The organism is Conexibacter sp. S30A1 (genome assembly GCF_023330665.1).
Taxonomy (GTDB): domain Bacteria; phylum Actinomycetota; class Thermoleophilia; order Solirubrobacterales; family Solirubrobacteraceae; genus Palsa-465.
Genome location: NZ_CP097127.1, coordinates 1,022,748 through 1,035,605, shown reverse-complemented (window position 1 = coordinate 1,035,605; position 12,858 = coordinate 1,022,748). Strand labels below are relative to the sequence as shown.

Genomic DNA, 12,858 nt, shown 5'->3' with positions numbered 1-12,858 from the left:
ACCAGCTGAACGCTCACACAGTTGGTCGCTTTGCGGGGATTTCAGGTCCCTGAACTCGACGTCTGTGTGCGACCGCAACGGCGTTGCTTTGGGAATTCACCGATCGAGCCGATAGTGCGGCCATGAAAGGTGGCTACGGCACGCTGCCCGGTCCGGCCACGCGGGCATTTCGAAACCTCTCCTCGCGGATCGCCGCCGCGATCGATGGCGGGCGGTTTGCCTGGGCGTTCCTCGCCCTGGGCGTGTTGATCACGAGTCTGTACGTCGTCGTGCGCCCGCTCAAGGGTGACGTGCTCGTGCTCAGTGGCCTCAGCTTCCTTGGACTCCTGGGTCTGGTTGCTGGCGTCAGAAGACACCGGCCGCCCGCGCGCGGGGCGTGGTGGCTGTTTTCACTCGGCTTGGGGATGCTGCTGGTCGGCGATCTCTACACCGCGATCCTGCCGCCCGTTCTGCGGGTCTCTGCCACCGCGCCGTCGGTTGCTGATGCGGCCAGGCTTGCGACCTATCCGCTCCTGACGGCGGGGCTCATAGTCTTGATCAGGCGCCGCGCCCAACGCACGGATGACCCGGGCGTCGTCGACGGCCTGATCATCGCGCTGGGGCTGGCGCTTGCGTCGGCCATCCTGATGATCGCCCCGTATCTCAACGATGCGGCGCTGGCGCCGCTGACCCGGATGGTCTCAGCGGGCTACGCGTTTGGCGATCTGATCCTGCTCGTCGCAGCTGTCGGCATCGTCTTCGATGGCGGCAAGCGGCCGGTGAGCTTCTACCTGATGATCACCGCCGTCGCCGCTCTGCTGCTGGCCGACGACGTCGGCAGACTGCTGCAGCTCTCCGGGGGCTATCACGATCAGCTCTGGCTACAGGCGACGCGCGTCCTCTCCTACCTGCTCTGGGGCGCCGCCGCACTGCACCCGTCGGTCAATGCCGTTTCAGACCCAGAGTTCACGCGACAGTCGCGCTTCACGAGCACGCGGCTGGCGCTCCTGACCGGCGCGACGCTGATCGCTCCTGTGCTTGAGATCGCCAAGGTGCTGCCACTTCACAACGGCGATCTCCTGTTCATCATCGTGGCCTCGATCGGGATGTTTGGGCTCGCGGTCGCGCGCATGGCCGGACTCATCCGCGAGCGTGAGAAGGCGGTTGCGCGTGAACACGCTCTCAGCTCTGCCGGCGGTCTCCTGATCGGTGTCAGTGAGCCGATGGACATCCTCACAGCTGCGCTTCGGGCCGTCGCCGGGCTCGACGGCACGCCGCTTGAGGCGCGCGTGTGCCGCTTTGACCACGGCCGTGCAGAGGCAATGGCACTCGACGCGTCCGGGCAACTGAGCCAGTGGCCAATCTCGCAGAACCTTGGAGCGACACTGCGCAGATCAGTAAGCGCGGACACAGCCATCGTCCGTCCCACCGTGCGCTCGCAGCTGATGCTCGTCGCGAGCGAAGAGCCGCTGCTGGCGCTCGATCTGCGCCCCGACAGCGATGAGCAGGGCTCGCTCTATCTGCTGCTCGCCGGTAAGGCGGCCTTCGACGATGAGATCGGCTACGCCATGCGCACCCTTGCGCATCAGGTCGCGCTCGCCCTGGGCAGCGCCGAACTCAGCGCGGAGGTGCATCGTCGTGCCAGCGAAGCGAGATTCGCCACGCTGGTGCAGAACTCAAGCGACCTGATCACGGTGCTTGGCGAGGGCAATCAAATCGTCTACCAGAGCCCCTCGATTGAACACATCCTCGGCTACACGGTCGAGGAGGTGCTGGGCAGGCCGCTTGACCACCTGCTGCACCCCGAGGAGCACGGTCGCCTGCTGCGTCGCCTGAACGACGGCCGTGGCATGGCCAGCCGATCTGAGGCAATCGACTGCTTGCTCAGGCACAAGGACGGATCCCTGCGGCATTTCGAGATCCTGCACACCGATCTGAGCTCCGACGCGACCGTGGGAGGGGTCGTGCTCAACGGCCGCGACGTCAGCGACCGCAAGGCCTTTGAAGAGCAGCTCTCCCACCAGGCGTTCCACGACCCGGTGACGCTGCTCGCCAACCGTGCGCTTTTCAATGAGCGCGTGCGTCATGCGGTGGGCAGCACACGCCGCGACGGGCTGAGCATCGCGGTGCTGTTTATCGACCTCGATGACTTCAAAACCGTCAACGACAGCCTCGGCCATGCCGTCGGTGACCGTGTGCTGCTGGAGGCGGCAAAGCGGATTCAGGCCAGCGTGCGGACGGTGGACACCGCCGCGCGGTTCGGCGGCGACGAGTTCGCGATCTTGCTCGACGACCTCCCGGACCTCAGCGTGGCAGTTGAGACCGCGGAGCGGATCCTCGCTGCACTGAGCCAACCGCTGAACCTCGACACACACGAGATCACAATCCGCGCCAGCGTGGGGGTCTCGGTTGCAGAGGGCGGCCGGGTCACGGATGCCGACGAGCTCATTCGCAATGCCGACGCAGCGATGTACATCGCTAAGCGTGACGGTAAGAGCGGCTATCGGTTGTTCGAGCCTGCCATGCATGAGCGTGTGATGGCAAGGCTTCAGCTGCGGGCAGACCTCCAGCGTGCCGTTGTGCGCAAGGAGTTCGAGCTGCACTACCAGCCGCTCGTGCGTCTCTCCGACGGAACCATCTCCGGACTCGAGGCGCTGCTGCGCTGGCGACATCCGGATCGGGGCCTGATCCCGCCCGACGATTTCATCCCGTTCGCCGAGGAGACCGGCTTGATCATCGAGATCGGGCGCTGGGTGCTTGGCGAGGGATGCCGGCAGGCCCGTGAGATTCGCGATCACGTGAAGACCGGCCGCCTTCCCAGCGTGGGCATCAACCTCTCGGTCAAACAGCTGTTTCACGGCGAGATCGTCGCCGACGTGCAGCGGGCGTTGAGCGACGCTGACCTTCCGCCAGAGGCGCTGACGCTCGAGATCACCGAGTCGGTGATGATGACCGACACCGACCTTGCGATCAGCCGCCTGCGGCAGCTCAGAGCGCTCGGTGTGCGCTTGGCGATGGATGACTTCGGCACCGGCTACTCGTCGCTCAGCTCGCTCAGCATGTTCCCGCTGGACGTGCTCAAGATGGACCGCTCACTGCTCGCTGCAGGCGCGGCGCCGGTGACCTCTGGGTTGGCTTCAGCCGTCCTGCGCTTGGGCGACACCTTTGATCTGGAGGTGGTGGCCGAGGGCGTCGAGGATCCCGAGCAGTCGCAGACCCTGCGCGAACTCGGCTGCGACACCGGGCAGGGCTTCTACTTCGCGCGCCCCATGGATGCTGCGCGGCTGTTGGAGTTCCTCGAGTCCTACCCGAGCGCGGTCGATGAGCCCGCGAACTCCAGGTGAAGGCCACGGAGGCCGTGTAGATTGCACCGCTGCTCTGGGAAGCGGGCGACGGGGTTCGAACCCGCGACCTTCGGCTTGGGAAGCCGACGCTCTACCAACTGAGCTACACCCGCACAGACCTCATTCTATGGTGAGTAGAGCAGGGGCGAACTCCGGCTACTCTGTGTGCGATGGTGCGCCGTGAAAGCTGTGGTAGGCCAGCCGGTGGGAGTCCGGTCCGGGTAGGCGCTGGAGCGCCCGGTAGCAGGCCCCGGTCTTGGGGAGAGATCCCTTGGGCTGAGCGGGGTGTCGAGAGCCTCTTTGGAGGGAGCAAGCGCGTGGGCTGGGATTGCAGCCTCGTTAGAGAAACAATCAGGGAGCCGAGCCGCTCATTTCACGGTGAAGGCCATGTCCGTCACGTCCGATCCAGAAATGGTGTGGCGGGTCCCTGCGGGGTAGGGAGACTTGCACGCGCGCATGGTCTGATCACGGAACACGGGAGGCCCGTCTGCCTGGCCTTGTCAGGCAAAGACCGCTTGTATAAGCCGATGGTGAAATCGAGCGGAGGGCAGCGGGAGTCCGACGGGGTCGTAGTAGTGATGACCGGCGGAAAGGTAAAAGCGCCGGTAGCGAAGGGCCCTGGCTTTGATCATGGTTGTGTGGGAGGTAAGCGTTAGGGCATGGTTGCTGTAGAGCAGCCCAACAACCCTGGCAGGCTTTTGCCTGTTGGCCCGGCCGGTGAGCTTTTGCTCTGCGGTGGGGATGTGCGAGAACTTCAGCGCAAGCTATGGGTGGCCGCCAAGCGGTCCCCGGATCGCCGTTTTCATGCTCTGTTTGACCGGATCTGGAGGAGTGACGTCCTTCGGGAGGCATGGGAGCGGGTGTGTAGGAACAAGGGCGCTGCCGGGATTGACCGGCAGACGCTTGATGCGGTCAAGGAGCACGGGGTGCAGCGTCTGCTTGCAGATCTCCAGTCTGAGCTTCGGGAGGGGGTCTATCGTCCGTTGCCGGTTCGGCGGGTCCAGATTCCCAAGCCGCAGGGTGGTAGGCGGCCGTTAGGTATTCCGACCGTGAAGGATCGGGTTTGCCAGCAGGCCGCAAGGATTGTGCTTGAGCCCATTTTTGAGGCGGACTTTCAGCCGTGCTCGTTTGGGTTCCGTCCGCGACGGTCAGCGACGGATGCGAAGGAGGTGCTCCGCGAGTCGTTCATTGAGGGGTATCAGTTCGTTTTTGAGGCTGACATCCGGGACTATTTCTCCTTGATCGAGCACGAGCGTTTGCTTGCGCTTGTTGCGGAGCGGGTTTCGGACAGGCGGGTGGTCAAGCTGATCCGTTTGTGGCTCCAAGCGGGGGTTATGGATGATGGGCAGTTCTCGCGGTCGGTTGCGGGGACGCCCCAGGGCGGGGTGGTTTCTCCGCTGCTGTCAAACATCTATCTCCAAGCGCTTGATCGGGCGTTTGCTGATGAGGCTCACGGCAGACTGATCCGTTATGCGGATGATTTCGTCGTGGCTTGTCGCAGCAAAGCCGATGCCAGCGCAGCACAACGGTTGGCGGCGGACGTTCTCGCCAGCCTGGGTTTGGGGCTGCACCCGGACAAGACGAAGATAGTTGACCTACGAGAAGGCCGGGAAGGGTTTGATTTTCTCGGCTGCCATTTCCATGCTCGTGTGTCGGGTCGTTTGCTGGAGCGCGGCGTCCGTCGCTACTACCTCCAGCGGTGGCCTTCCCAACGGGCGATGGGTCGGGTTCGTGCCAGGGTCAAGGCCCTGACCGGGCGCGGCCGGGTCGGGCATGACCTCCGTGACGTGATCGCGGGACTGAACCCGATTCTGCGTGGGTGGGGCAACTACTTCCGGACCGGGAACGCCGCTATCAAGTTCAACCAGATCGATCGGTATGTCGTGTACCGGCTCAGGCGCCTGATGGTCAAGCGCTATGGCCGGAATCTGCACGCGCGACATCCGGTCTGGGACCGTGAGTTCTTCGAGGCGCTCGGCCTCTACCGCTTGCGGGGCACCGTTCGATACCCGGGGGTTGCGTCGTGACCATCAGGACGATCATCGGTAAGCCGTGTGCGGGAAAACCGCACGCACGGATTGAAAGGGGAATGGGGAAACAGGCCCTCGCGGTACTGCGCCCCTGACTACCAATGCGCAGGTACTTGGTGCCGGGGGTTGTCTCGCTGGTGGTGATCGCGCTGCTGGCCGTGCTCGCATTCGGCGTCAGTGCCAACGGCCCCGGCAACGCGCTGGCGGCGCGGGTCAGCCGCGGGCAGAAGCCAACGGCCCCGAACTACACGATGCGCCTGCAGCTGCTCGGCAGCTCGCGCCGCCTGAGCCTGAGCCAGCTGCGTGGCAAGGTCGTGATGCTGAACGTGTTCGCAGGCTGGTGCATAGCCTGCCAGGACGAGACGCCGCTTTTGCGCCGCGCGCAGCAGCTGCTGCGCGCGCACGGCGGCGTGCTGGTCGGCATCACCTACCAGGATTCCAGCACCGACGCCGCTGGCTACATGCGCCGCTATCACCTGAGTTATCCGGTGCTGCTGGACCCGGGCGACAGCTTCGTCGGCCCCTACGGGGTCAACGGCGTGCCCGAGACGTTCATCATCGCTCGCAACGGTGACGTGGTCGCGGCCCGGACCTACCAGCTGTCGGGCCAATGGGTCAACCGGACGCTCGACCGCGTGCTGGGGCTCGCGGCGTGATCATACGGCGCCTGCTCGCTGCGCTTGTCGCGCTCGCGCTCTTGGGAGCGCTGGCGGGTGGCGCGGTCGCCGCGACCCCCGGCTACACCACCGCGCTTGCGCAGTTCATGTGCGTCTCCTGCCACGAGCCGCTCGAGCTGGTCGACTCGCCCCAGGCGATCTCTGAGCAGCAGTACATGCGGAGCCTGTTGGCCAAGGGGCTCGACATGGCGCAGGTCAAGGCCGGCATGGTCGCCCAGTACGGCCCGGCCGTGCTGGCTCAGCCACCCGCCAGCGGCTTCAACCTGACCGTCTACGTGTTGCCGCCCGTCGTCTTTTTGGGTGGCGTGGCGCTGCTCCTGTTCACGCTACCCAAGTGGCGGGCACGGTCGCGGCGTGCGGCCCAGCTGATGCTGCCGGTCGCCGAGCCGCTGACCGGCGCCGACGCCGAGCGCCTGGACGCCGAGCTTGACCGTTTCATTTGAGCGCCGGCGCGTCTACATCGAGCTGGGCGCGCTGACCCCGAGCAGCTCGAGCACGACAGCCAGCTGGGTGCGCGTCGCCGCGCACAGCGCGATCCGGAATGACTCGGTCTCTGACGGCTCTGCGCCGACGACCTTGCAATCCCGGTAGAACGCGGTGAAGTCCTGGGCCAACTCCAGCGCGTAGGCGGCCATGCGATGGGGCGCACGCCGCTGCGCCGTCTCGGCAACCTCCTCGGGCAGGGACAGCAGCTTCCTGATCAGTTCCTGCTCGGAGCTGTGCAGCTCGCCCGCTGGCGAACTCCACACGGCATCGGCCGCCACCGCAAGCGAGACCCGCTCATCGCCGACCCTCGCGAGCATCGAGCTGAGGCGTGCGTGGGCGTATTGGATGTAGTAGACCGGGTTCTCCGACGAGTCGGACCGAGCGAGGTCGAGGTTCAGGTCGAGCGTGCGCTCGTGCGAGCTCTGCAACATGAAGTAGCGCGTCGCGTCGACGCCGATCTCGTCCAGCAGCTCGTCCAGGGTGACGAACTCGCCGCGCCGCTTTGACATCGCTGTCCGCGCGTCGCCCTCCACGAGGTGCACGAACTGGAGGATCAGGGGCTCGAGCAGATCCGGATCGTTGCCCAGGGCCTGAAAGGCCGCCTTCAGGCGTGCGACGTAGCCGTGGTGATCGGCTCCCACGGGCAGCAGCTGGCGCTCAAAGCCGCGTTCGCGCTTGTTCTCCATGTAGGCGACATCAGCGGCGAAGTACGTTGGCTCGCCGCCGGAGCGCAACAGCACACGGTCCTTGTCGTCACCGAAGGTCGTGGTGCGCAGCCAGACGGCGCCCTCGTGCTCGTACACGTGCCCAGCCTCGCGCAGGCGGCTCAGCGCACGCTCGAGCGGGCTTGGCGCGCCTTCGTGCAGGGTCCGTTCGCTGAAGAACGTGTCGAAGTGCACGCCGTAGCGCGCCAGCGTGGCCTTGATCCGCTGGAGCAGGATCGCGACGGCACGGCCGGCGATCGCATCCACCGGCACGGATGGGTCATCCGCGCCCGCGATCTCGGTTGCGAGCTCGGCCACGTAGGCCCCCTGGTAGCCGTCCGCGGGCGGCTCCTGTCCGAGGGCGCGTGCGCGGACGGACTCGCCAAGGCGCTGGATCTGCGAGCCGGCGTCATTGAAGTAGTACTCGGTCGACACGCTGTGCCCGTGGAAGCGCAGGATCCGGGCGAGTGCGTCGCCGTAGGCGGCATGGCGGCCGCTGGCGGCGACGAGCACGGCGGTGGGGTTGGCCGAGACGAACTCGAGCAGGATCCGCTCGGGGTGCGCGGCGCCACCCGTGCCGAAGCCCGCGCCCGCCTCGAGCAGGGCCCGCAGGGCGGAGTGGTACCAGTCGTCGGAGAGCTCCAGGTTGAGGAACCCGGGGCCCGCAACCTCAAATCTCAGCAGGCTCCCGCGCAGAGCCTGCGTGAGCTGGGTCCCGAGCGCCTGGGCGATCTCGCGGGGGGCAAGGCCGAGCGCCGGTGCCAGCAGCATCGCTGCGTTCGTCGCGTAGTGACCCTGGCCGGCCCGGCGGGCACGATCCAGGCGCGCCGGCGGCTGGCTCTCCGTCTGCGTCCCGCCGCGCAGTTGCAACGCAGCATCGGCGACGGCCTGCTTGAGTGCGGCGACGGGGTCGCTCATCGATCAGCGTGCGGTCTGTTGGTGGTGCTTGACAGCATCGGGAGCTAGAGGCTAGCTTGCCGGCTAGCCTTGCCGCAGCGAGGCGCCGGGTCAGTGGTGGTAGGGCTCGCCGGCGAGAATCTTGTGTGCCCGGTAGATCTGCTCGAGCAGCACGACGCGGGTCAGCTGGTAGGGCAGCGTGAGCCGCCCGAGCGATAGCTGGTGGTCGGTGCGCGGAAGCTCGACGCCGCCGAAGGGGCCGCCGATCACGAAGCAGAGGTCGCGCCCGCTGCGCCGGCGCGCTTCCAAAAACTCGCTCAGCTCCTCGGAGTCGAGCGCTTCACCGCTGACCTCGAGCTGCGAGACGAACGCCTGTTGCGGGACCCGTGCTGCGGCCGCCGCAGCGTCGCGGACCTCGATCAGCTCAAGCCGCGTGTGGCGGCTCAGGAGTTTGGTGTAGTGAGCGACGGCGTCGCTGAACGGGGGCCGGATACGGCCTACGGCGACGACGATAACGCGCACCGATGTGATACTAGGCGGCTATGGATCAACCCGAGCCCCAAGAACGCCGCATCAATATCCACTTCTCGCCGGAGCTGATGGCGGGCCACTACTCCAACTTCGCCAACGTCAGCCACTCCGAATACGAGTTCACGATCACCTTCGCGCGTGTCGACCACGAGGTCGAGGACGACGAGGTGCCGGGCGTGGTGGTCGCCCGCATGAACCTCGCACCACGCTTCATGCGCGAGCTGATCGACGCGATGCAGGACAACTACGCCAAGTGGCAGACGCGCGAGAACATCAAGAACCTGCCCGAGTTCGGCGGTGACAGACAGCTGGGCGAAGAGTCCGGCGAGAGCGACGGGTAGGCGGGACGCTGGACGTGCGCGGACCGGGGGTGATCGCATTCTGGTAGCGGTCATCTCTGATATCCACTCAAACCTTCAGGCGCTGGAAGCTGTGCTCGAGGACGTGTCGAGCGCCGGTTGCACAAGCGTGTGGTGTCTGGGTGACATCGTCGGTTACGGCGCTGACCCGGAGTCCTGTGTCGCGCTGGTGCGCGCGCACGCCGATGTCTGCTTGGCCGGCAACCACGACCTCGGCGTCGTGGGCTCGATCTCGGTGAGCGGCTTCTCCGATCCCGCTCGGCTGGCGGCGGAGTGGACCGCCACCGTTCTCTCCGAGCCCGCCACTCAGTTTTTGAGAGATCTCTCACCGTTGAACGTGGAGCACGCGGCGGCGCTGTACCACGGCAGCCCGCGCGACCCGGTCTGGGAGTACATCCTTGCGCCGGAGCAGGCGCGCATGGCCGTCGAGCAATCTCCCAGGCGTGTCACGATCGTCGGGCACAGCCACGTGGCGCTCGCGTTCGGGGAGGCGACGGATGCGGGCGTTGTCGGTGGTCCCCGGGGCGATGGTGAGCGGCTGCTGGTCGCCACGGGGCGCTGGTTGCTGAACCCCGGTAGCGTCGGCCAGCCACGCGACGGCGATCCGCGGGCAGCCTGGCTCGAGCTGGACAGCGAAAGTTGGGCCGCCACGTTTCATCGCGTCGCCTACGACATCCCCCGCGCCGCCGCCGCCATACGCGACGCCGGTCTCCCGGAAACGCTGGCCGAGCGGCTGCGCCACGGGCAGTAGCTTGCAGGACCGTGGCGGCGCGCCTGCGGGGCCGGTGAGGGCCGCGTCAGTGGCTAAAGTCGAGCAGCAATGGGGTTGCTACAGCGAGCAGCGATGGCCACAGCCGCCGTACTGACGGCTGGCACAGTTGCTGCCTGTGGCGCCAGCTCCGGGCACTGGCTCTCAGCCGCCCAGGCAAACCGACTGAGCGCCGAGCTCAACTCCGTCTCGACCGCACTTGACAGCGGCGCGTGTGCGCAGGCACAGCGGGATCTGATTCGCTTTCAGAACGATCTGAGCTCGCTCGGCAATGTCAACTCGACTCTCGTCGCCAACCTCAATCAGGGTGTGAGTACGGTCGAGTCGCTGGCGACCAGCACCTGCCACGTGAAGGTGAAGCCCACGCCCACGCGATCCAAGCCCAAGCCCAGGACCCACACGAGCACCAACACGACACCGACGACGACCGCGCCGGCGTTCACGAACACGGTCAGCCAGCCGCCCACGCCGACAACCGGCCAGCCCACCACAACCGTGGCCACGACGAGCACCACCGGTGGGGCCAGCCCCGTCACGCCGACTGCCACGAACACGACCCCGGTGACCACCACGCCAGGCGGCGGTGGCGCCACGTCCACGCCCTACAGCGGGCCCGGCACGAGCGGCGGCGGATGAGCGCGGCGGCGATCATCAACGGCCGTTACCGGGTTGAGGGCCGCCTCGGTGTCGGCGGGATGTCGACCGTGCTGCTGGCGCTCGATGAGCGGCTGGAGCGCCATGTGGCCGTGAAGCTACTGGCCGAGCATCTCGCCGACGACCCCACGTTCGTGTCGCGCTTCCGGCGCGAAGCGCTGGCAGCGGCGCGGCTCGTGCACCCCAACATCGTCCAGGTGTTCGACTCCGGCTTTGACGACAGCACCCACCAACACTTCATCGTCATGGAGTACGTGCCGGGCAGCTCCTGTGCCGAGATCCTGCGCGACCGCGGTCACCTCGATGTCGAGCAGGCGGTGGACATCGTCGCTCAGGCCTGCCGCGGGCTGGAATACGCCCACCGCCACGGCGTCGTGCACCGCGATGTCAAGCCGGGCAACCTCCTGGTCTCAGAGAGCGGCGTGGTCAAGCTCGCCGACTTTGGGATCGCCCGCGCCACCGGTCAGTCGAGCATCACCCAGGTCGGGTCGGTGCTCGGCACCGCCGCCTACCTCTCACCCGAGCAGGCTCGCGGCGAGGGCGCCGGGCCCAGCGCCGACCTGTACTCGCTCGGCGTCGTCGCCTACCAGTTGCTCTCGGGCCGGCTGCCCTACGAGGCCAACTCGCTCGCCGAGCTGGCGCTCAAGCAGCAGCGTGAGGCGCCGATCCCGCTGCAGCGCATCAACCCGCGCGTGCCGCCGGCACTGGCGGAAGCCGTGGCGCTCACGATCTCGGTCGTGGCGGAGGAACGGCCGCGCTCAGCGCTGGAGCTCTCCCAGCTGATCCGCGACGGCGCCCGCGGCGTGTCGCCCTTCGTCGACGGCCAGCGCAACGCGCGGGGCGGCATGAGCACCGCGGCCACACGGGTGCTGCCGACGCGAGGGCGCGAGCAGGCGACCGCCCAGACCCGCGTCGTCTCGCCGGCGACCGCAGCCGCGACACGCCCGCGCGCCCCCCGCACCGTTCCGGCCCGGCGTCCGGTTCCGGACACCGCACCGGCGCGCGCGAGCGCGCAGCAGGGCCGCCGCCGGCTGGCCTGGGCCGCATCGATCTTCGTCGTGCTCCTGGCGATCGCCGTGGTGGCCGCCGTGGTGGCGCTGCAGCGCTCCACCTCGGTTGTCCACTACCACCAGGTGGTGGCCAGCGGCTGGCGCTCGGGAATCGCGCAGCTGCAACACATCATCTCGACCTACACCCGCTGACCAGCGCCCAGGGGCGGCGCGCCGGCAAACGCCGCGCCGACCACCTCGTCGAGCCTGTCGCACTCGATCGCGGCTCGCAGGTCGCTCATCAGGCGCTGGATGTAGCTGAGGTTGTGGATCGTCAGCAGCCGTGGGCCGGTTGTCTCCCTGGCCTTGGCGGCGTAGTGGATGTAGCCGCGGGTGAACCCGGCGCTGCAGGCGGGGCATGGGCAGCCTTCCATGATCGGCTCACGCGAGCCGCGGTAGCGCGCCTTGGCCAGGTCGACACGCCAGCGCGCCTGAGGCTCCGGCACGAGCGCCACGCCGTGACGCGCGAGCCGGGTCGGCATGGCGCAGTCGAAGGTGTCGATGCCCAGCTGCACACCGTTCAGCAGGTCATCGATATCACCGATCCCGAGCAGATGGCGAGGACGCTGCGGCGCGGCCTGCTCAAGGGCGGCCGTCGTCCACTGGACCACCTCGTGCATCTGCTGCTTGTCCTGACCGAGGGAACCGCCGATCGCAAAGCCGTCGCAGGCGCTGGCGGCCACGGTCTGGGCCGACTCGATCCGCAGATCGTGCTCGACGCCGCCCTGCACGATCCCGTAGACGGCTTGGTCAGCGGGGCCGTTGAGCCGATGCCACTGCAGGCAGCGTTCCAGCCAGCGGTGTGTGCGTGCGGTTGAGCGCGCGGTGTAGTCGCGGCTTGCGTGAAACGGCGTGCACTCGTCGAACACCAGCGCGATGTCTGAGTGCAGCGCCGCCTGGACGGCCATTGAGGTCTCGGGCTTCATCAGGCGCTCGCCGCCGTCCAGGTAGGAGCGGAAGCGCACCCCCTCCTCCGTGATCGCCAGGATGGCGGCGGAGGAACCGCCCCCGGCTCTGCTCACGGCGCGGCCCTTGATCTCGTCGGCCACGCCGCCGTGACCCATCGAGAAGACCTGGAAGCCACCGGAGTCGGTGATGATCGGCCGCCGCCAGCGCATGAACTCGCCGAGCCCGCCGTGAGCTGCGATCAGGTCGGGGCCAGGGGAGAGGTAGAGGTGGAACGTGTTGCCGAGGATCATCTCGTAGCCGAGCGCGTCGACATCACTCGGGTCGAGTGTCTTGACGGCGCCCCTGGTCGCCAGCGGCACGAAGGCGGGAGTCTGCACCTGGCCATGGGCCAGCGTCAGCGTGCCGGCTCGCGCCAGCGTCCCGGGCGCCTGCTTGCGGACCTCGAACACCGACTGGAAGCTATAAGGTCA

At 67.3% G+C, this 12,858-nt stretch carries 11 protein-coding genes and 1 tRNA gene; 7 read left to right on the top strand and 5 right to left on the bottom strand.

The window, feature by feature from the left end; all coding sequences use genetic code 11:
• The first annotated feature begins 122 nt into the window (after positions 1 to 122).
• Positions 123 to 3,323 (top strand): bifunctional diguanylate cyclase/phosphodiesterase, encoded by a 3,201-nt coding sequence (locus M3M54_RS05165; protein WP_249021119.1) that lies wholly within the window; start codon positions 123 to 125, stop codon positions 3,321 to 3,323.
• Between the two features lie 40 nt (positions 3,324 to 3,363).
• Here M3M54_RS05165 and M3M54_RS05160 read toward each other — a convergent pair.
• A tRNA-Gly gene (locus M3M54_RS05160) sits at positions 3,364 to 3,436 on the bottom strand.
• A 546-nt stretch (positions 3,437 to 3,982) separates the two neighbouring features.
• Here M3M54_RS05160 and ltrA point away from each other — a divergent pair.
• From ltrA to M3M54_RS05145, 3 genes are all read left to right on the top strand, one after another.
• Complete coding sequence (gene ltrA / locus M3M54_RS05155; RefSeq protein WP_249021118.1) at positions 3,983 to 5,350, top strand: group II intron reverse transcriptase/maturase; 1,368 nt, start codon at positions 3,983 to 3,985, stop codon at positions 5,348 to 5,350.
• Between the two features lie 104 nt (positions 5,351 to 5,454).
• Positions 5,455 to 6,009 carry a TlpA disulfide reductase family protein gene (locus M3M54_RS05150; protein WP_249021117.1) on the top strand — a complete coding sequence of 185 codons (555 nt, stop codon included), beginning with the start codon at positions 5,455 to 5,457 and terminating at the stop codon, positions 6,007 to 6,009.
• Complete coding sequence (locus tag M3M54_RS05145) at positions 6,006 to 6,473, top strand: cytochrome c-type biogenesis protein CcmH (protein ID WP_249021116.1); 468 nt, start codon at positions 6,006 to 6,008, stop codon at positions 6,471 to 6,473. Before M3M54_RS05150 ends, M3M54_RS05145 begins: the two co-directional genes overlap by 4 nt.
• 12 nt (positions 6,474 to 6,485) lie before the next feature.
• Here the strand turns inward: M3M54_RS05145 and argS are convergent, their stop codons facing one another.
• Entirely contained in the window at positions 6,486 to 8,138 is a 1,653-nt protein-coding gene (gene argS / locus M3M54_RS05140; RefSeq protein ID WP_249021115.1) for an arginine--tRNA ligase, read from the bottom strand.
• A 90-nt stretch (positions 8,139 to 8,228) separates the two neighbouring features.
• Entirely contained in the window at positions 8,229 to 8,639 is a 411-nt protein-coding gene (locus M3M54_RS05135) for a 23S rRNA (pseudouridine(1915)-N(3))-methyltransferase RlmH (protein WP_249021114.1), read from the bottom strand.
• Positions 8,640 to 8,659: 20 nt separating this feature from the next.
• Here M3M54_RS05135 and M3M54_RS05130 point away from each other — a divergent pair, with 20 nt between their 5' ends.
• Both M3M54_RS05130 and M3M54_RS05125 read left to right on the top strand, forming a co-directional pair.
• Entirely contained in the window at positions 8,660 to 8,989 is a 330-nt protein-coding gene (locus tag M3M54_RS05130; RefSeq protein ID WP_249021113.1) for a DUF3467 domain-containing protein, read from the top strand.
• Positions 8,946 to 9,758, top strand: a complete 813-nt coding sequence (locus M3M54_RS05125; RefSeq protein WP_256465815.1) for a metallophosphoesterase — start codon at positions 8,946 to 8,948, stop codon at positions 9,756 to 9,758. Before M3M54_RS05130 ends, M3M54_RS05125 begins: the two co-directional genes overlap by 44 nt.
• A 320-nt stretch (positions 9,759 to 10,078) precedes the next feature.
• Here the strand turns inward: M3M54_RS05125 and M3M54_RS05120 are convergent, their stop codons facing one another.
• A complete protein-coding gene (locus M3M54_RS05120) occupies positions 10,079 to 10,369 on the bottom strand; it encodes a hypothetical protein (RefSeq protein WP_249021111.1) in 291 nt (96 codons plus the stop codon).
• A 39-nt stretch (positions 10,370 to 10,408) separates the two neighbouring features.
• Between M3M54_RS05120 and M3M54_RS05115 the strand changes: the two genes are divergently transcribed.
• Entirely contained in the window at positions 10,409 to 11,632 is a 1,224-nt protein-coding gene (locus tag M3M54_RS05115; RefSeq protein WP_249021110.1) for a protein kinase, read from the top strand.
• Here the strand turns inward: M3M54_RS05115 and tgt are convergent.
• Positions 11,620 to 12,837, bottom strand: coding sequence for a tRNA guanosine(34) transglycosylase Tgt (gene tgt / locus M3M54_RS05110; RefSeq protein ID WP_249021109.1), 1,218 nt, complete (start codon positions 12,835 to 12,837; stop codon positions 11,620 to 11,622). The genes M3M54_RS05115 and tgt overlap by 13 nt on opposite strands.
• Positions 12,838 to 12,858: the final 21 nt, after the last annotated feature.

Bases quoted from the DNA above. Each gene is read 5' to 3' on its own strand.
- M3M54_RS05130 (WP_249021113.1), top strand. From the start codon at position 8,660: ATGGATCAACCCGAGCCCCAAGAACGCCGCATCAATATCCACTTCTCG.
- M3M54_RS05115 (WP_249021110.1), top strand. From the start codon at position 10,409: ATGAGCGCGGCGGCGATCATCAACGGCCGTTACCGGGTTGAGGGCCGC.
- ltrA (WP_249021118.1), top strand. From the start codon at position 3,983: ATGGTTGCTGTAGAGCAGCCCAACAACCCTGGCAGGCTTTTGCCTGTT.
- M3M54_RS05150 (WP_249021117.1), top strand. From the start codon at position 5,455: ATGCGCAGGTACTTGGTGCCGGGGGTTGTCTCGCTGGTGGTGATCGCG.
- M3M54_RS05165 (WP_249021119.1), top strand. From the start codon at position 123: ATGAAAGGTGGCTACGGCACGCTGCCCGGTCCGGCCACGCGGGCATTT.
- argS (WP_249021115.1), bottom strand. From the start codon at position 8,138: ATGAGCGACCCCGTCGCCGCACTCAAGCAGGCCGTCGCCGATGCTGCG.